This is a genomic window from Streptomyces sp. NPDC048258, assembly GCF_043201995.1.
Classification (GTDB): domain Bacteria; phylum Actinomycetota; class Actinomycetes; order Streptomycetales; family Streptomycetaceae; genus Streptomyces.
This window is the reverse complement of record NZ_JBICZH010000028.1, coordinates 1-16,908: the sequence shown is the minus strand read 5'-3', so window position 1 is coordinate 16,908 and position 16,908 is coordinate 1. Positions and strand designations below refer to the sequence as shown.

General features: G+C 70.5%; 15 protein-coding genes and 1 pseudogene. 7 read left to right on the top strand and 9 right to left on the bottom strand.

Going from position 1 to position 16,908, the window contains the following annotated elements; translation table 11 throughout:
* Positions 1 to 29: 29 nt before the first annotated feature.
* Together ACGFYQ_RS37360 and xylB are read right to left on the bottom strand one after the other, a co-directional pair.
* A complete protein-coding gene (locus tag ACGFYQ_RS37360) occupies positions 30 to 1,241 on the bottom strand; it encodes an ROK family protein (protein WP_393751031.1) in 1,212 nt (403 codons plus the stop codon).
* Between the two features lie 13 nt (positions 1,242 to 1,254).
* Positions 1,255 to 2,685, bottom strand: coding sequence for a xylulokinase (gene xylB, locus ACGFYQ_RS37355; protein ID WP_393751029.1), 1,431 nt, complete (start codon positions 2,683 to 2,685; stop codon positions 1,255 to 1,257).
* A 93-nt stretch (positions 2,686 to 2,778) separates the two neighbouring features.
* Between xylB and xylA the strand changes: the two genes are divergently transcribed.
* Positions 2,779 to 3,951 carry a xylose isomerase gene (gene xylA, locus ACGFYQ_RS37350; protein ID WP_393751027.1) on the top strand — a complete coding sequence of 391 codons (1,173 nt, stop codon included), beginning with the start codon at positions 2,779 to 2,781 and terminating at the stop codon, positions 3,949 to 3,951.
* A gap of 213 nt (positions 3,952 to 4,164) precedes the next feature.
* On the opposite strand, the gene ACGFYQ_RS37345 is transcribed toward xylA, so the two are convergent.
* The 3 genes from ACGFYQ_RS37345 to ACGFYQ_RS37335 form a co-directional block, all read right to left on the bottom strand.
* Positions 4,165 to 5,595 (bottom strand): non-reducing end alpha-L-arabinofuranosidase family hydrolase, encoded by a 1,431-nt coding sequence (locus tag ACGFYQ_RS37345; RefSeq protein WP_393751024.1) that lies wholly within the window; start codon positions 5,593 to 5,595, stop codon positions 4,165 to 4,167.
* 518 nt (positions 5,596 to 6,113) lie between these two features.
* Complete coding sequence (locus tag ACGFYQ_RS37340) at positions 6,114 to 6,590, bottom strand: transposase (protein WP_393751022.1); 477 nt, start codon at positions 6,588 to 6,590, stop codon at positions 6,114 to 6,116.
* Positions 6,556 to 6,999, bottom strand: coding sequence for a transposase (locus ACGFYQ_RS37335; RefSeq protein WP_393751020.1), 444 nt, complete (start codon positions 6,997 to 6,999; stop codon positions 6,556 to 6,558). Before ACGFYQ_RS37335 ends, ACGFYQ_RS37340 begins: the two co-directional genes overlap by 35 nt.
* 535 nt (positions 7,000 to 7,534) lie before the next feature.
* Between ACGFYQ_RS37335 and chvE the strand changes: the two genes are divergently transcribed.
* From chvE to mmsB, 3 genes are all read left to right on the top strand, one after another.
* The gene (gene chvE / locus ACGFYQ_RS37330) at positions 7,535 to 8,629 is read left to right on the top strand and encodes a multiple monosaccharide ABC transporter substrate-binding protein (protein WP_393751018.1); all 1,095 of its coding nucleotides are present in this window, start codon (positions 7,535 to 7,537) and stop codon (positions 8,627 to 8,629) included.
* A gap of 101 nt (positions 8,630 to 8,730) precedes the next feature.
* Positions 8,731 to 10,278: a multiple monosaccharide ABC transporter ATP-binding protein gene (gene mmsA, locus ACGFYQ_RS37325; protein ID WP_393751016.1), complete on the top strand. Its 1,548-nt coding sequence runs from the start codon at positions 8,731 to 8,733 to the stop codon at positions 10,276 to 10,278.
* Between the two features lie 3 nt (positions 10,279 to 10,281).
* Positions 10,282 to 11,517 carry a multiple monosaccharide ABC transporter permease gene (gene mmsB / locus ACGFYQ_RS37320; RefSeq protein WP_251063969.1) on the top strand — a complete coding sequence of 412 codons (1,236 nt, stop codon included), beginning with the start codon at positions 10,282 to 10,284 and terminating at the stop codon, positions 11,515 to 11,517.
* 64 nt (positions 11,518 to 11,581) lie between these two features.
* Here mmsB and ACGFYQ_RS37315 read toward each other — a convergent pair whose 3' ends face one another.
* A complete protein-coding gene (locus ACGFYQ_RS37315; RefSeq protein ID WP_393751014.1) occupies positions 11,582 to 11,812 on the bottom strand; it encodes a hypothetical protein in 231 nt (76 codons plus the stop codon).
* Between the two features lie 815 nt (positions 11,813 to 12,627).
* On the opposite strand from ACGFYQ_RS37315, the gene ACGFYQ_RS37310 reads away from it, so the two are divergent.
* The 3 genes from ACGFYQ_RS37310 to ACGFYQ_RS37300 all read left to right on the top strand — a co-directional run bounded on the left by ACGFYQ_RS37310 (position 12,628) and on the right by ACGFYQ_RS37300 (position 15,013).
* The gene (locus ACGFYQ_RS37310; protein WP_393751012.1) at positions 12,628 to 13,539 is read left to right on the top strand and encodes an expansin EXLX1 family cellulose-binding protein; all 912 of its coding nucleotides are present in this window, start codon (positions 12,628 to 12,630) and stop codon (positions 13,537 to 13,539) included.
* A gap of 125 nt (positions 13,540 to 13,664) precedes the next feature.
* Positions 13,665 to 14,198 (top strand): SigE family RNA polymerase sigma factor, encoded by a 534-nt coding sequence (locus ACGFYQ_RS37305; protein WP_393751010.1) that lies wholly within the window; start codon positions 13,665 to 13,667, stop codon positions 14,196 to 14,198.
* Entirely contained in the window at positions 14,195 to 15,013 is an 819-nt protein-coding gene (locus ACGFYQ_RS37300; protein WP_393751008.1) for a hypothetical protein, read from the top strand. The genes ACGFYQ_RS37305 and ACGFYQ_RS37300 overlap by 4 nt, the downstream gene beginning before the upstream one ends.
* Positions 15,014 to 15,080: 67 nt before the next feature.
* Here the strand turns inward: ACGFYQ_RS37300 and ACGFYQ_RS37295 are convergent, their stop codons facing one another.
* The 3 genes and pseudogenes from ACGFYQ_RS37295 to ACGFYQ_RS37285 form a co-directional block, all read right to left on the bottom strand.
* Positions 15,081 to 15,242, bottom strand: coding sequence for a hypothetical protein (locus tag ACGFYQ_RS37295; protein ID WP_393751006.1), 162 nt, complete (start codon positions 15,240 to 15,242; stop codon positions 15,081 to 15,083).
* 596 nt (positions 15,243 to 15,838) lie between these two features.
* Positions 15,839 to 16,804, bottom strand: coding sequence for a pirin family protein (locus ACGFYQ_RS37290; RefSeq protein ID WP_393751004.1), 966 nt, complete (start codon positions 16,802 to 16,804; stop codon positions 15,839 to 15,841).
* A gap of 20 nt (positions 16,805 to 16,824) precedes the next feature.
* Positions 16,825 to 16,908, bottom strand: a pseudogene (locus ACGFYQ_RS37285) (transposase); the annotation flags it as partial.

The following is a 16,908-nucleotide window of genomic DNA, read 5'->3' as shown; positions in this document are numbered from 1 at the left end:
CGTCGTTGCGAACCCATGCGGTCAGAGCACTAGCGGGCAGGCAGGCGGGTGGGATCGGCGATGATCTGTCGGACGGTCGACCAGGCCGCGCCCAGCACCGGTCCGCGGCGCCCCAGGGCGGAGGGTCGTACCGCCTCCGGGGTCCAGGGCCGGACGGTGATCCGGGCGGCCAGTTCGGCGCGTATGGACGGGAGGAGCCAGTCGGCGAGTTCGGCGTAGGCGCCGCCCAGAACGAGGCCGTCCGGGTCGATCAGGTTCACCGCCGAGGTGAGGGCGAGGCCCAGGGCCCGTCCTGCGCGGTCCAGGGCGCGCAGGGTCGCCGCGTCCCCGGCTCCCGCCCGCTCGGCCAGCAGGGCCACCGGGTCGCCGACGCGCCCCAGCCCGGCCTCGCGCAGCACGGCCGCTTCGCCCGCGTACTGCTCCAGGCAACCGCGCGCCCCGCAGGCGCAACGGGCGCCCTCCGGGTGGACGGGCAGGTGGCCGAGTTCGCCCGCGAAGCCGCGGGCGCCCCGGAACAGCTGCCCGCCGATGACCAGTGCGGCACCGATTCCGGCCTCGGCGGAGACGTGTACGAAGGTCTCGGCGGGGTTTCCCCGGTACCACTGCTCTGCCAGCGCCCCGAGGTTGGCTTCGTTCTCCGGCTCGGGCGCGGTGTCGGGGTCGGGCCAGTGGTCGGCGGGGCGGACGGCTTGCCAGCCGAGGTTGGGAGCGTTCGCGACCAGTCCGCCCGGCTCGTTCGGCACCACCCCCGGCACGGCCAGGACGCGGCCCTCGACGCGCAGGCCGAGGGCCGCGGCCTCGGACTCCGCCTCGGCGCCCAGCGCGGCGGCCTCCGCCAGCACCTCTCCGGCCGGCCGGCCCGCGTTGGCCCGCTCCACGCGACGCCAGACCCGGGGTTCACCGCGCAGGTCCACGACGCACGCGGCGAGATGGGTGACGCCGATCTCCAGGCCGAGGCCCGCGGGACCCCGATCGTTCAGGGCCAGCGCCCGTCCGGGGCGGCCGACCCGTCCGCTGGGCGCGGTCTCCGTCTCGGTCAGCGCTCCTCGACCGATGAGCTCGTCGGCCATGGAGGAGACGGCCGGCCTGGTCAGGCCCGTGTGCCCGGCCACGTCCGCCCGGGAGAGCGGGCCGTGCGCGGCGACCACGCCGATCACCACCGCGAGGTTCCGCCGGCGCATCCCCTGCTGCGAGGCGGGCGCGGCCTCCGCGCCCCCGCTCCCCCTGCCGGTCCCCGTCATCGGCCCGACCCTCCTATCGCTCTCCCGGCGGGACCTCCTGCAAGGCCCGCGCCCGCCGCAGCGTACTGGTGATCCGTTCGAGCGTGCCTTCGTCACGGGGTACGGGCTCCAGTACCCGGCCCTCGGCGGTCCGCCAGCGCCGGGCGACGGCATCGGCAGGCTCACCGGTGAGCAGTGCGGCGGCCTGGGCGGCGGCCCCGAGCGCGACCAGTTCCCGGGCCTCGGGCACCTGGACCGCTCGCCCGGACAGTCGCAGGACGGTCCTCTGCCAGGCCCTGCCGCGGGCTCCGCCGCCGATCAGCAGGAGTGGTTCGCCGGGGGCGGGGCTCTCGCCTCCGGCGCGCAGCACGTCGTCCAGGGCCGCGAGCAGGGCGTGGGCGGCGCCGTCGTAGGCGGCCTGGAGCAGCTGGCCCGGCGTCGTGTCGTGGCGCAGGCCGTGGACCAGGCCGGAAGCACCCGGGAGGTCGGGGGTGCGCTCGCCGTCCAGGTAGGGAAGCACCACCGCCGTGCCGCCTCCCTCGACGTCCTCCCGGTCGCGGCCGACGAGGGCGGCGAAGCGGTCGACGGCGAGGGTGCAGTTGAGCGTGCAGGCGAGCGGCAGCCAGCCGTCGAGGGCATCGGCGAAGCCTGCGACGGTTCCGCCCGGGTCGGTGGGCCGGGTCCGGCCGACGGCGTAGACGGTGCCGGAGGTACCGAGGCTCAGCACCGGACGTCCGGGGGTCAGGCCCAGGCCGAGGGCGGCGGCCATGTTGTCACCGGTCCCGGTCGCCACCAGTGCGCCCCTGCGCAGCGGCATCCCGGCTCGGACGACGCCCGCCCGGGCTCCCGGCGGGAGGACCTGCGGCAGCAGCCCGGGGTCGAGGCCGATCCGGCCGAGGACGTCGGTGTCGTAGCCGTCCGGGCCCCACCAGCCGGTTCCCGACGCGTCTCCGCGGTCCGTCACCGCCTCACCGGTCAGGCGCTCCGTCAGGAAGTCGTGGGGAAGCCGGACGGCCGCGACGCGGTCGGCGGCGGCGCGCTCGTTCGTGTGCAGCCAGGCCCACTTGGCGGCCGTGAAGGCGGCCGTGGGGACGCTTCCGGTGCGGCGGGCGAGCTCTGCCGCACCGAACGCGGCTGCGAGTTCGGCGGCCTGCGGGGCGGAGCGGACGTCGTTCCAGAGCAGCGCCGGGCGCACCGGCCGTCCGGCCGCGTCGAGGGTGACCAGGCCGTGCTGCTGGCCGGCGATCGAGCAGGCGGCGGCGCGATCCGCCCAGCCGGTGCCCGCCATGGCCTCGCCGAGCGCCCGCCACCACTGTTCGGGGTCGCTCTCGCGTCCGGCGCCCGCGCTGACGGCGTGAGCGGCGCGGCCCTCGCCCAGGACGGCGCCGGTGTCCAGGTCGACGGCGAGGGCCTTGGTGGCCTGGGTCGAGCTGTCGACACCGATCACGACACGCTGAGCAGACATGCGTTCCTCCGGTGGGGTTCCTTCTGGCGTGTCCGCATACTAATTTGTTTTTCGCCATTACAAATAGCCCTCGGCCCAGATCCGGAGCGCCTCATGACCAGCGACCCGCTCGTCCCCACCCCCGCGCACAGGTTCACCTTCGGCCTGTGGACCGTCGGCTGGCAGGGCCGGGACCCCTTCGGCGACGCCACCCGACCCGCCCTCGACCCCGTCGAGAGCGTGGAGCGGCTGGCCGGGCTCGGCGCCTACGGCGTCACGTTCCACGACGACGACCTGATCCCCTTCGGCGCCGGCGAGGCCGCCCGCGAGCAGGCGGTCAAGCGCTTCCGCACCGCACTCGACACGGCCGGGCTGAAGGTGCCGATGGCTACGACGAACCTCTTCACCCACCCGGTGTTCAAGGACGGCGCCTTCACCGCCAACGACCGGGACGTGCGTCGGTACGCGCTCCGCAAGACGATCCGCAACATCGACCTGGCCGTGGAACTCGGCGCCTCGGTCTACGTCGCCTGGGGCGGCCGCGAAGGCGCGGAGTCGGGCGCGGCCAAGGACGTGCGCTCCGCCCTCGACCGACTGAAGGAGGCCTTCGACCTGCTGGGCGAGTACGTCGAGAACCAGGGATACGACCTGCGCTTCGCGATCGAACCCAAGCCCAACGAGCCGCGCGGCGACATCCTGCTGCCCACCATCGGCCACGCCCTGGCGTTCATCAACGAGCTGGAGCGGCCCGAGCGGGTCGGCCTCAACCCGGAGGTCGGCCACGAGCAGATGGCCGGGCTGAACTTCCCGCACGGCATCGCCCAGGCCCTGTGGCACGACAAGCTGTTCCACATCGACCTCAACGGCCAGACGGGCATCAAGTACGACCAGGACCTGCGCTTCGGTGCGGGCGACCTGCGCCAGGCCTTCTGGCTGGTCGACCTGCTGGAGTCGGCCGGCTACGACGGCCCCCGTCACTTCGACTTCAAGCCGCCGCGCACCGAGGACTCCGCCGGCGTCTGGGCTTCGGCGGCCGGCTGCATGCGCAACTACCTGCTCCTGGCGGAGCGTGCCCGCGCCTTCCGGTCCGATCCGGAGGTCCGGGCCGCGCTCGCCGCCTCCCGGCTGCCCGAACTGGCCCTCCCGACCGCCGCGGACGGCCTGGCCGGGCTGCTGGCCGACCCGTCCGCCTTCGACGAGTTCGACGTCGACGCCGCCGCCCGCCGCGGCATGGCCTTCGAGCAGCTGGACCAGCTCGCCCTCGAACACCTCCTCGGCGCCCGCTGAGCCGCAGCGCCCCGGAGCCGGGCCGTGGCGTTCCACGGCCCGGCTCCGCTACGCCTTGGCCGCCGGTACAGGATGAGGAACCCCAGCCGATGCGCGGCTGGGGTTCCTCGGTGCGGTGAGCATGGGTCAGCAGGTGGAGCTGCCCACGCCATGAACCGCTCGGCTGCACGTCGGCGGAACGCACCACATCGCGAGCGCCGTGGTTCAGGCGGGTCAGCGCTGCAGGGTGAGCAGACCCGGCCGGTACGGCAGCTTCAGGTAGTCGGTGTTCTCCGGTGTGGTGGTGGGGAGGCCCTGATAGAGGAACTGCAGGTTGCAGGGATCGATGGTCATGGTCTGGTCGGGGTTGTTGCGGACCAGGTCACCGTGGCTGACGCCCTTGGCCCAGGTGGAACCGCTGTTGGCCTGACCCGCGAAGGGGCTGCTCTCGCTGCCGGCCTGGACGGTCCACGGACCGTTCAGGCTGGAGGCGGTGAACGAGCGGAAGTAGCGGTTCGAACCCTGCGCCTCAACGATCATGAGGTACTGGTTCCGGCCCTGGACCTTGTAGACCTCCGGCGCTTCGAACAGAAGGTCCGTCGCGTCGCTCATGACCGTCGTGTACGAGGAGCCGAAGTTGCCCGGGAAGTTCCCGATCGGCATGCTCGCCCGGTAGATCTTGCCGTTGTCGGCGGCGAAGAACAGGTACATGTTCTGGTCATCGGCGATCATGGTCGGGTCGATCGGGGCGTCCCTCCGGTCCCCGGGTCCCACGGGCAGGCTGCCGGTGAACAGCGGCTGCGCGGCGGACCAGCCGTTGGGGTTGGTGGGGTCGCTGGAGGTGCGGTAGTAGAGCGGCCACTGACTCCACTGGGACACCATCACCCAGACGTCCTTGGGCGCGAAGTAGAACAGTTCGGGCGCCACCGCGGGTTCGTTCATCCTGGTCTGGGTGGCCGCCCCCATGTCCGACCAGTTCGTGAAGGGGCTGAACGCCGTCGAGCCCCACGCCGTTCCGTTGGAGGTGGTCGCGTAGACCAGGTGCTTGCCGTTGTACGTGGTGGTGGAGAAGTCCTTCAGCGCCAGCTGCCCGTTCGCCGGCTGCGCCAGCGGACCCGTCGAGGTCCACCGGTAGGCCGACGGAAGAGCACACGCGTTGCTCACCCCGGACAGGCCGGTCCACTTCTGGTTGCTGCCACCGTGGCACGACCAGGTCTGCACCCCCGTGCCGTTGGCCGTGCCCCAGCCCGAGACCTCTAGACACAGCCCGGACCGCACGCCGACGATCGTGCCGTCGGAGTTCACCCGCCACTGCTGGTTCTCACTGCCGTTGCACGTCCAGATCTGCACCGGGGTCCCGGACGTGGTGGCGCCGCCCCGGACATCCAGGCACTTGTTGCCGTACACGGTCAGCTGGCTGCTGTCCGTCAACGTCCACTGCTGGTTGATTCCACCGTGGCAGTCCCAGATGTGCACGTTTGCGCCGTCGGACTGACTGAAGCCCGCCACATCGAGACAGCGGCCGGAAGCAACACCGCGCAAGTCGCTGGTGGTGGCCGCCTGAGCCGGGCCGGCGACGAGCAGCGCCGCCAGCGCGGCCAGGGCCGCGACCGCGGCGGCGAGCACCGCGGACAGGCGGCTGCGGCTGGAACTTTGTCTGCGCATTTGAGATCTCCTTTGTGACCGGATGAGCTGTCACACGGTTTGGGCAGGGGCGACCTGCCCTCGGCACCTGCGGATCCGGCCGCACGGCGCGGCGGAGCGGCGGAGCGGCGGAGCGGCGGAGCGGCGGAGCGGCGACAAGGTGTGGCCCCTGAGGGTGGTGGGGGACGCCGGAGGATTGTTAGCGCTAACAATTTGCAGCTCGCACATGGGCGTTGGAGGCAGGAGACCAGGGGCCTGAGCGACTGTCAAGATCTTCTGCAAGAATCCGTCGGATCACTGAAACAACATCAGGACGGTCAACCGCAAGGGGACCTGATGAAGTCGAGGCCCAGCAAGTCGACCTCGATCCGTAACGGGACCGCACTGCCCACCTGAAGCCAAACGGCTCTGGCCGCGGACTGGGGCGGCCTGGAAGGGCGCGTGGTCGCGGATCATGACCCAGAGGACATTGCCGCGGCGCCGAGCGAGGGTGAGAACTGCTCGCTGTGCCCCTTGCCTTCCTTCCCCTTCCGGTCGCATTACGCCTTGGAGACCGGGCAGAAGAATACGCTGACCTGCGCGGAGAGGTAGAGGTCCCGCTGGAGGCCGCGGTGGTAGCGGCGGCGTCCGCGCAGGTTCCCGCCGACCGTCCCGGAGTCCCAGGGGACGGGTGCCAGGCGGGCAAACGCGGTCAGGCGGTCGGGGCCGGCGAAGGCGGTGAGTTCACCGCCGGTCGCGGCGACGAACTCCGCTCCAAGAGTGCGTCCCATGCCGGGCATCGCGAGGATGACCTCGGCGTCCTGGTGCCGGCGGAACCGGGTTTCGATTCGGCCGTCGAGTTCGGCCACTTCGTCGCTGTGGGCGGCTACCGAGCGGGCGACGAGCTCGGTGCCCAGCTCTTCGCCTCGCAGGGCGGTCATCTGGTTCTGGGCAGCTTCCACGGCCCGGGCTGCGAGCGCGGCCGCCCCGCCGACCTTACGGTTACGGAGCCATGCCTCCAGCCGCCTGACACCCATGCGGCGGATCGCGGCCGGGGTCCGGTAGGCGGTCAGCAAGATGGCGGGGGCCCTTCTTCGTCAGGTCCAGGGCCCGTTCCAGTACAGGGAAGAACTCCAGGAGCTGGGCCCGCAGGCGGTTGATCCGGCGGCTCCGGTCGTGGACCACGCCCAGACGCCGTGCAGTGAGAACCCGCAGGTCGAGAGCAATGTCGTCGCCGGGCCGGAACATGCTCACGCCGCGGCGAACGCGGGCCTGGTCCGCGATGATGAAGGCGTCGCGGGCGTCGGTCTCGTCCTCGCCCCGGTAGGTGGTGGGCGCCTGGTGGTCGGCCCGGCCTGTGAGGTATGCGACGGGCTGGCCGTGGTTGAGGAGGAGACCGGGCAGTTCTGTCTCGTCGTTCATGACGCGGCGGGACAGCTCGGGCACGATTCCCTCCGCCAGCTCGTCGTCACACTCTTCCCGCAGCCGACGTCGTCTTACAAGCGACCGAGTCGCGACGCCATGGGACCCTCGGCCGGCTGCTGGAACCGACCGCGGCGTGGGGCACAGAACTGGCGCGCCGGGCCGCCGCACTGACGGCGGAGATCCGGTACGCGATCACGTCGACGTCTTCCAGGCCCTGGTCGAACGGCGGGGTCGAGTCGAAGCCGACCACGCCGAGGGTGTGCGAGCTGCGGGTGACCAGAACACGGGCAGCGGGGTCGGGCCGGTGGTCCAGCTCCCGGAATTTCCGCGCGCATCCGCTCCCGCACGCCGGACGTATGCCCCGACAGCGATCCGAACAGACCCTTGACGGACCACTTGTGAGCGTTAACACTCAGGTATCGCCAGGCCGGAGCCGCCGCGAACCCGGACTTCACACAGTGCGAGGAAACGACTCCCGGCCGGCCCCGCTCGACCGCTTCCGGCTTCTCCCAACCGGGTCGCACCGTGCCGGTCGCGGAACATCACTGGAGGAACTGTGCGGAAGCTTTCAGCCGGCCTTGTCACCCTGGGCCTGACGCTGTCGCTGGCAGCCTGCGGCCAGAGCGCCAACGGAGCAGGCGAGGGCGGGGGTGGCGGGGAGGCCAAAGGCGGCCTCGTCGGCATCGCGATGCCGACCAAGTCGTCGGAGCGCTGGATCAATGACGGCAACAACATGGTCAAGGAGTTCCAGGCCAAGGGTTACAAGACCGATCTCCAGTACGGCGACAACGTCGTGGAGAACCAGGTCTCCCAGGTGGAGAACATGATCACAAAGGGCGCCAAGCTGCTGGTGATCGCCGCCATCGACGGTTCCTCGCTCACCAACGTGCTGCAGAAGGCCGCCGACGCCCACGTCCCCGTCATCTCCTACGACCGGCTGATCCGCGGCACCGAGAACGTCGACTACTACGCGACCTTCGACAACCACAAGGTCGGCGTCCTCCAGGGCAGTTACATCGTCGACAAGCTCGGCCTCAAGGACGGCAAGGGCCCGTTCAACATCGAGCTGTTCGCCGGCTCACCGGACGACAACAACGCCACCTTCTTCTTCAACGGTGCGATGAGCGTCCTGAAGCCGTACATCGACGACAAGAAGCTGGTCGTGCAGAGCGGCCAGACCTCCTTCAATCAGATCGCCACACTGCGCTGGGACGGCGGCCTCGCCCAGTCCCGGATGGACAACCTGCTGAGCAAGTCGTACACCGCCGCACGCGTCGACGCCGTGCTCTCGCCGTACGACGGCATCTCGATCGGCATCATCTCCTCGCTCAAGGGCGTCGGCTACGGCGCCGGCCAGCCCCTTCCCGTCGTCACGGGCCAGGACGGCGAGCTGGCCTCGGTGAAGTCGATCATCGCGGGCGAGCAGACCCAGACCGTCTACAAGGACACCCGCCAACTGGCCAAGGCAGCAGTCCAGATGGGCGACGCGCTACTGACGGGCGGCAAGCCCGAGGTCAACGACACCGGCCAGTACAACAACGGCGTCAAGACCGTACCGGCGCAGCTGCTCCAGCCCGTCAGCGTCGACAAGGAGAACTACCAGAAGGTCCTGGTGGACAGCGGCCAGTACACCGCGGACCAGCTGAAGTAGCCCGCGGAGCCCGACCGACGGGTCGGCGACGACGAAACGGCGGTGCGACGCCCGGGAGACCGGCCGCCGCCGCACCGCCCCGACGATACGGATGCACAACCATGGCCCGACCCGTTCTCGAGATGCGGTCGATCAGCAAGACGTTTCCCGGTGTCAAGGCCCTCTCCGAGGTCAACCTGACCGTCGCCGCCGGTGAGGTGCACGCCGTCTGCGGCGAGAACGGCGCCGGCAAGTCCACGCTGATGAAGGTGCTCAGCGGGGTCCACCCCCACGGCGGCTACGAGGGCGAGATCTACTTCGAGGGCGAGCCCTGCCGGTTCCGGGACATCCGGGCCAGCGAGCAGCGCGGCATCGTGATCATCCACCAGGAACTCGCGCTGGTGCCCTACCTGTCCATCGCCGAGAACATCTTCCTCGGCAACGAGCACGCCACCCGGGGCGTCATCAGCTGGCACAAGACGCTGACCCACGCCGCCGCACTGATCCGGCAGGTCGGACTCGACGAGAGCCCGCACACCAGGATCGCCGATCTCGGCGTGGGCAAACAGCAGTTGGTCGAGATCGCCAAGGCGCTCGCCAAGAAGGTGAAGCTGCTCATCCTGGACGAGCCGACGGCCGCCCTGAACGACGAGGACAGCCGCCAGCTGCTCGACCTGATCCTCGAACTCAAGGCACAGGGCATCTCCTGCGTCCTCATCTCGCACAAACTGAACGAGATCGCCCGGGTCGCCGATGCCGTCACCATCCTGCGCGACGGACGGACCATCGAGACCATCGCGATCGGCCCCGAGGGCATCTCCGAGGAGCGGATCATCCGCAGCATGGTCGGCCGCGACCTGGAACACCGCTACCCCGAGCGCGCCCCCGAGATCGGCGAGGTCGCCTTCGAGATCGAGGACTGGAGCGTCCAGCACCCGATCGACCACCGGCGCAAGGTGGTCGACGGCGTCTCGCTCAACGTCCGTCGAGGCGAGATCGTCGGCATCGCCGGCCTCATGGGCGCCGGCCGCACCGAACTGGCCATGAGCGTCTTCGGCCGCTCGTACGGGCGGTGGACCGGCGGCCGGGTGCGGCTGGACGGCCGGGAGATCCGTACCCGGACGGTGCCGGAGGCGATCGGGCACGGCATTGCGTACGTGACCGAGGACCGCAAGCAGCTCGGCCTCAACCTCAACGACGACATCAGCCGGAACATCTCGCTGAGCGCCCTCGGCAAGGTCGCCCGGCGGGGCTGGGTCGACAGGCACGAGGAGGCGCGGATCGCCGAATCGTTCCGGCGGACCATGAACATCAAGGCCCCCTCGGTGTTCGCGGAGACCGGCAAACTCAGCGGCGGCAACCAGCAGAAGGTCGTCCTCAGCAAGTGGATCTTCGCCGAGCCGGACGTGCTGATACTCGACGAACCCACCCGGGGCATCGACATCGGCGCAAAGGCGGAGATCTACACCGTCATCGCCGAACTCGCCGCCCAGGGCAAGACGGTACTCGTCATCTCCTCCGAACTCCCCGAACTCCTGGGCCTGTGCGACCGGATCTACACCATGGCGGAAGGCCGGATCACCGGTGAGGTCAACCGCGCGGAAGCCACCCAGGAATCCCTCATGCGGCTCATGACCATGAGCGCGGCATACCCCGACAAGCAGGTGTGAGGCATGGCCCAGACCAAGACCACCCCAGACACCACGCCCCGCACACCGCAGAGCGGCCAACGACCGTCAGCCGGTGCCGTACTGGCCCGAGCCCTGCGCGGCAACCTGCGCCAGTACGGGATGCTGCTCGCGCTGGCGCTGATCGTGCTGCTGTTCCAGTTCTGGACGGACGGCATCCTGCTCCAGCCGCTCAACATCACCAACCTGATCCAGCAGAACGGCTACATCCTCATCCTGGCCATCGGCATGATGATCGTCATCATCGCCGGGCACATCGACCTGTCGGTCGGGTCGCTCGCCGCCTTCGTCGGGGCGGCCGCCGCGGTGATGATGGTCAAACACCACGCGCCGTGGCCCGTGGCGCTGGTGGCCGCGCTGCTGATCGGGGCTCTCGCCGGAGCCTGGCAGGGCTTCTGGATCGCCTATCTCGGAATCCCCTCGTTCATCGTCACGCTGGCCGGCATGCTGCTGTTCCGCGGTGGGACCCAGATCCTCCTGCAGGGACAGTCGGTGGCGCCGTTCCCCAAGGGCTTCCAGAACATCAGCAGCGGCTTCCTCCCCGCGGTCGGCCCCCACACCAATTACCACAACCTCACCCTGCTGCTGGGCTTCGTGGTGCTGGCCGTCGCGATCCTGCAGGAGGTGCGCGGACGGCGGCGGGCCGCCTCGTACGGGCTGGAACCCCTCCCGGCCGGGCTCTTCCTGGTGAAGCTCGGCGCGATCACCGCGGCCGTGGTGGCCTTCACGCTGCTGCTGGCCAGCTACCACGGGGTGCCGATCGTTCTGCTGATCCTCGGCGTCCTGCTGGTCGGCTTCGGATACGTGATGCGCAACTCGATCCTCGGCCGGCACACCTACGCCATCGGCGGAAACGAGGCGGCGGCGAGGCTGTCCGGGGTGAAGAGCAAGCGGGTCGTCTTCCTGGCCTTCGTGAACATGGGCGTCCTCGCGGCCCTGGCCGGGATGGTCTTCGCCGCGCGACTCAACGCGGGTACCCCGCAGGCCGGCATCAACTTCGAGCTGGAGGCGATCGCCGCCGCCTTCATCGGCGGCGCCTCCGCGAGCGGCGGTGTGGGAACCGTCATCGGCGCGCTCACGGGCGGTCTGGTGCTGGGCGTACTGAACAACGGCATGTCGCTGGTCGGCGTGGGTACCGACTACCAGCAGGTGATCAAGGGCCTGGTACTGCTGGCGGCCGTCGGCTTCGACGTCTACAACAAGCGCAAGGCCGGAGCCTGACCCGGCCCTGCCCTGCCCTGCCCCTCCTCGGTGCCACCGCCCGCACGAGGAGGGAGTGCCTCGCCTACCTGGAGCACGCCTCCCGCGGCTCCGCTCGCGCGTCGACGATCCGCTCGAAGAAGAACTCGTGCTTGAGGAAGGAGACGTCGTACTCATGACCCGGGTGCGGCGGGATCAGCTGAGCGGCCTGAATCAGCCGCCGGCCCGCCCGGAGCGCCGCCACCCCCGACTCGTACGGCGGCTCGTCGCTGTCGCCCGTGGTGGGCGAGGTGCGGCCCGTGCCGTCGTACGGCACTCGCCCACCTTGACGAGCCCCCCGCTCTCGCCGCCGTCGGCATCGGCGTGCACGGCCCGGCCGGCCACGTGGACGTGTTCTCCCTGCCGGATCTCTGGCAGCTCCATCTGTACGACTACGAGGCCGATTTGACGGTGGACGGCACGGAGTACGCGATCCGCCCCGGCCGGGTCAGCCTCGTACCGCCCGGCGCCGAGGTCCGCTATCGCTGCCGGGGCCGGTCCTCACACCTCTACGTCCACCTCCGTCTGGGTTCAGGTGGAACTCCGCACAGCGTCCCGGCGATCCAGGACTCGGGCCCCGAACTCACTTGGCTGACTGTCCAGTTGCGGCATGCACTGGCCGCCTGGCCACATAGCCCGGCACGGGCCGCGGCGGAGGCGTGGGCCGCCTTGTGGCGGGTCACCCAGCTCGCGCCCGCGAGGGAGCGGAACACGCAAGCCGCTCATCCGGCGGTCACGGCCGCGCCACTTCCTGCAGGCCACCACCCTCTCCGTCCCCGCCGTCGCCGCGTCGGTCGGCATTCCCGACCTCCAGGCGTTCAACAAGGCTTGTCGCCGCGCGTTCGGAGCCTCCCCGCGGCATCCGCGCCGCCAGCCCGTTTCCCCGTACTCCCTTGCTCAGTGAGCGGACCGATTCGGGACACCGCTGTCCGGCCGCCCTGAAGGACCCGCCGCGCGCCTGCTTCCCACCGTCGGCAACCTTTTCGCGTCCTGCGGCGACCAGGCAGTGCACCTCGACTCAGATCTTCGAAACGGACGGACATGCAGACTGCACGGCAGGCCGCGCGGCAGCGCAGGCGTAGACACAGGCTGATGCTGGGGACGGCAGTGATACTGACCGCCGCGGGCGTCCTCTTCTGCCTGGTAACAGCCATGCTCCCCGGCCCCAAGGCCGGGGCCGACGCTGGGGCCGGCGCCGGGGCCGACGTGGCCGCCCCCGCCGCCACCCAAACGGGAGCCACGTCCTCGGCCCCGACGAGCCCAGCACCCCCGGCGGCCGGCTCGCAGGCCGCGGCAACCCCGAGCGCGGCCGCCGCGGCGACCACCGCGGCGACGCCACCGCCTTCGGCGAAGGAAACCCCACCGGTGGCATCCACCCCGGCACCGCCGGCAGGACGTATCCAGCCGGATATCACCTACAGGGGCGTCGCCACCTCCTACGCCGCCGCCGACGGCAACGGCGCCTGCTTGTTCGGCCCGACCGACGACCTCATGATCGCAGCGATGAACACCACGGACTACGAGTCGTCCAGGGCGTGCGGCGCATACGTGCGCGTCCGCACGGCGAGCGGCGCCTCGATCACCGTCCGGATCACCAACGAATGCCCACTGCCCTGCGCACCCGGGCAACTGGACCTCAGCGAACAGGCCTTCGCGAAACTGGCCGATCCCAAGGTCGGCCGTATCCCGATCACCTGGAGCCTGCTGAGCCCCCGCACGTCCGACGCCCTCTCCCTCCGGTACAAGACCGGGTCCAGCGCCCACTGGTGCGGCATCCAGGTGATCGACCACCGGAATCCGGTCGCACGGCTGGAGGTACGCACCAGCAAGGGCTGGCGGAGACTGCCCCGTACCGACTACAACTACTTCCTCTCCGCCGACGGCGGTGGGTGCGGCGGCGCGATAAGGATCACCGACATCTACGGAGAGCAGTTGACGGTCGACGGGACCGCGCTCCTGCCGAACGTCGCACAACCGACCCGGGTCCAGTTCGCCGCGCACTGAATCCTCACCGCGGCGGGGTGGCGGAGCCGGGTACGCCGCATCGGCGCGCCCTGGTCAAACCGGGCGCTGGTACGCTGCCGCCCGGATGTTAGCGCACACATTTGCGGAGGGGGCGGGCAACGGACATGGTCCTCGATGACGCGTCCGCTGAGTTCCACGACTTCTTCGAACGCCACTACGCCGAACTCGCCCGGTTCGCCCGTCTCCTGACGGGCGAGGCGGACGGCGCCGACGATCTGGCCGCGGACGCCCTTATCGCACTGTGGCAGCGCTGGGACCGGCTGCGCCAGGCCGAATACCCACTCGCCTACGCCCGTGGCGTGGTCGCCAACCTGGCACGGTCACGGATCCGCAGCGCGGTTCGCGAGCGCCGCCGGATCGCCCTGTTCTGGTCCCGCGGTGCGGAGCCGTTGGACGGTCCGGACGTGGCCGCCGTGGTGGACGTGCGTACTGCTCTCGACCGGTTGCCGTTCCGGAAGCGGGCATGCGTGGTCCTGCGGCACGCCTTCGACCTGTCGGAGAAGGACACCGCTCTGGCGCTCGGAATATCGGTCGGTACGGTGAAGAGCCAGACCTCGAAGGGGATGGCCGAACTGGAACGGATGCTGGGCAGCACAGGAGCAGCCGGGGAACTGTTGGCGGGGAGGAGGAGCCGTTGAACGAGGAACTCACCGGGCGGCTGCGCGCGGCCGCCGAGGCCCACCAGCCCGACCGTGCCCGGATCCTGGCACGCGTGGAACGCGGCATGTCCGGCGCCGCCGTCCGCCACCGCGAGTCTTCGGGCGCGAGGCCCTGGCCCAGGATCGCGCTCGCATCCCTGGCCGCGGCCGGCACTCTGGCGGTCGGCGGCTTCGCCGTCGCCGCCATCGTCCAGTCCCCGCCGGTTCGGCCGGATGTCCCGGCCACCCCCGCCGCGCCGTCCGCGCCGTCCGCGCCGTCCGGGACTCCCCGGCCGACCCCGTCGACCACATCGGCGCCCGCCACCGGCCGCCCGACCACGCCGGACCGTTCGTCCCCGACGGGCCCCAGCCCTTCGGCGTCAGGCGCCACGGGCTCGGCCCGGCCAGGCAACGCGCACGTCCAGGACGGGCCTCTGTCGTCGGCCGGCTCCTTGGGGACGAACAGCAACAGCTTCTGGGCTCAGAGCAACATCACCCTCAAGTCCACCCAACCGCTTACCGCACTCACCGTGGAACTGCGCATCACGCAGACCGGCGGAGTGCAGAGCACCGGCAGCTGGCGGACGCTGCCCGCCGAGGATTTCACCCTCACCGTGCAGAACGAGGGCGGAGCAGTGGTCTACCGCTGGATCCTCAAGCCGGGCCGCACGGTACCGGCCGGACAGCATGTCTTCGCCGGCCAGTACAACCACGCCGCCGGCGCACGCGAGGTCGAGCACGACGGCTACCGCGTCGACGCCGACGGTCCCCGCGGCGCCCTCTCGGTCTGGGGCGGCTTCACCCCGGCACGATGAGGCCGTGCCGCTTCGCGGGCCCGTGGGTGGACGGCGCGGACCGCCGCCCGCCCACGGGCCTGGAGCATCAGGACGGGTCGCCGTACACCACGCCACGGCCGTAGGCGTCCAGGTAGGCCCGCCCGTACACGTCGGGGTCGCCGCTGATGACATTGACGGCGATCCCGCCGAACTGGTGCTGGTCGTCGTCCCTGGCGGCGCGGGTCGCAGAGGGCGCATCCGCCAACACAGAACTGCCCTAGCCCTGCCATCCGGCCTGCCCAGCCCGGACAGTCCGGCGACCGGCCGGGGGCCTCCGCGTACCGTCCTAGTCAACGCACGCCCGCGCAGTGAACCTCGCCCCGGCCGCCAGGGCGAGCTCCTCGACCGCCGCGCGGGCCGTTGGGGACAGCACCGGTGCGGGTCTGCCTTGGACCTCGGCGCGGCGGTCCGGCACGGGAGGTTTGGCGCGTGAGGTTGTCGACAGGAAACAAAGGGCTCTGCGGAAACAGCGGCTGTCACTTCGACAGCCGCCCCTTGCCCTCAGGAGAGCTCAACTGGAGCCGTTCTCAGCAGCCGAGGGGCCTGGGTCTGACCACCTCGCCGTGACGAGCGCCCGCCAGGAGGAGGGCCCTGGACCCTCCCCCAAATCTAACTACCCGTCAGTAGAGTCAGCAAAGGGTCAGCATTGGTCCGACTAGACCTGACCACACCCTGATCCATACGAGACTCGACAACAAGATCAAGAATCCTTCCCTTGGATGGCGTCGACTTCCGCCGGAGCTCGGAAGCGGAACGAAACGACAGCCATCACACGGGGCGTACCCTTGATGTCATCAGCCCAGTTCAGCGCACCCTTCCCCTAGGCTTCAGACGAGTTGGGGGAAGTTCGGGGGCCGGAATCGGAGGGCCGTCGTAGCCCTTGACCTCGCCGTAGCGGGTGCCGTTCACCCAGTCTTCGCGGAAGCCTGCGATATCCTCTTGGGACCGTCCGATCCAGTTCCAGAACATGACGATCTCCTCCTCGAACGGCTCGCCGCCCAGGAGCATCAGGCCCGCGTCCGACGACGCCCGCAGGGGGAGTTCGGTGCGGCCGCAGCCGAGGTAGAGCATCGAGCCCGGGAGGACCGGGACGCCGTCGACGTGGGCCTCGCCCGACATCGACAGGACCGCGTACTCGAAGTCCGGGTCGAGTGGCAGACGGGCCTCGGCGCCCGCCGCGAGGGCCAGGTCCGCGCCGACGATCGGGGAGTACGTGGATCCGGGCGAGGTCGCCGTGTCCAGGGTGCCCAGGATGACCGTCGCGGTCAGGCCCGGGGCGCTCACCCGCGGGAGTTCGGGGTGGTGCTGGAAGTGCGGCTCCACGTCGCGGTGGGCGTCCGGCAGGGCCACCCACAGCTGGGCGCCGTGCAGGAAGCGGGCGTGCGGGCGCGGGCTCTCCTCCGAGTGGCTGATGCCGCGGCCCGAGGTCATCAGGCCCAGCTCGCGCGGGCGCACCGTCGCCAGGCTCCCCACGCTGTCGCGGTGCAGTACCTCGCCCTCGTGGAGCCAGCTCACGGTCTGCAGCCCGGAGTGCGGATGCGGGGCGACCTGCATGCCGGGCTCGTCGGCGATGTCGTCCGGGCCGTAGTGGTCCACGAAGCACCAGGCGCCCACCATGCGGCGGCCCAGGTTCGGCAGGAGCCGGCGCACCTCGGTGGACTCCCCGAGCTTGACCGTGCGCGGGCTGAGGAGTTCGCGCACCGGTTCGGCCACGACGAAGCCGCGGCCTCCGCAGGCGGAGAGAGCGGGCTGGCGATCGAGATTGCTCATGGGGACAACCTAGTGCCGCGTCAGGCAACGTTCGCCCTGTTCACCACCTCTTGGAGGCGTTCGTCGGCGGCGTGCTTGTTCCGCCAGATGATGTAGCGGCGGAT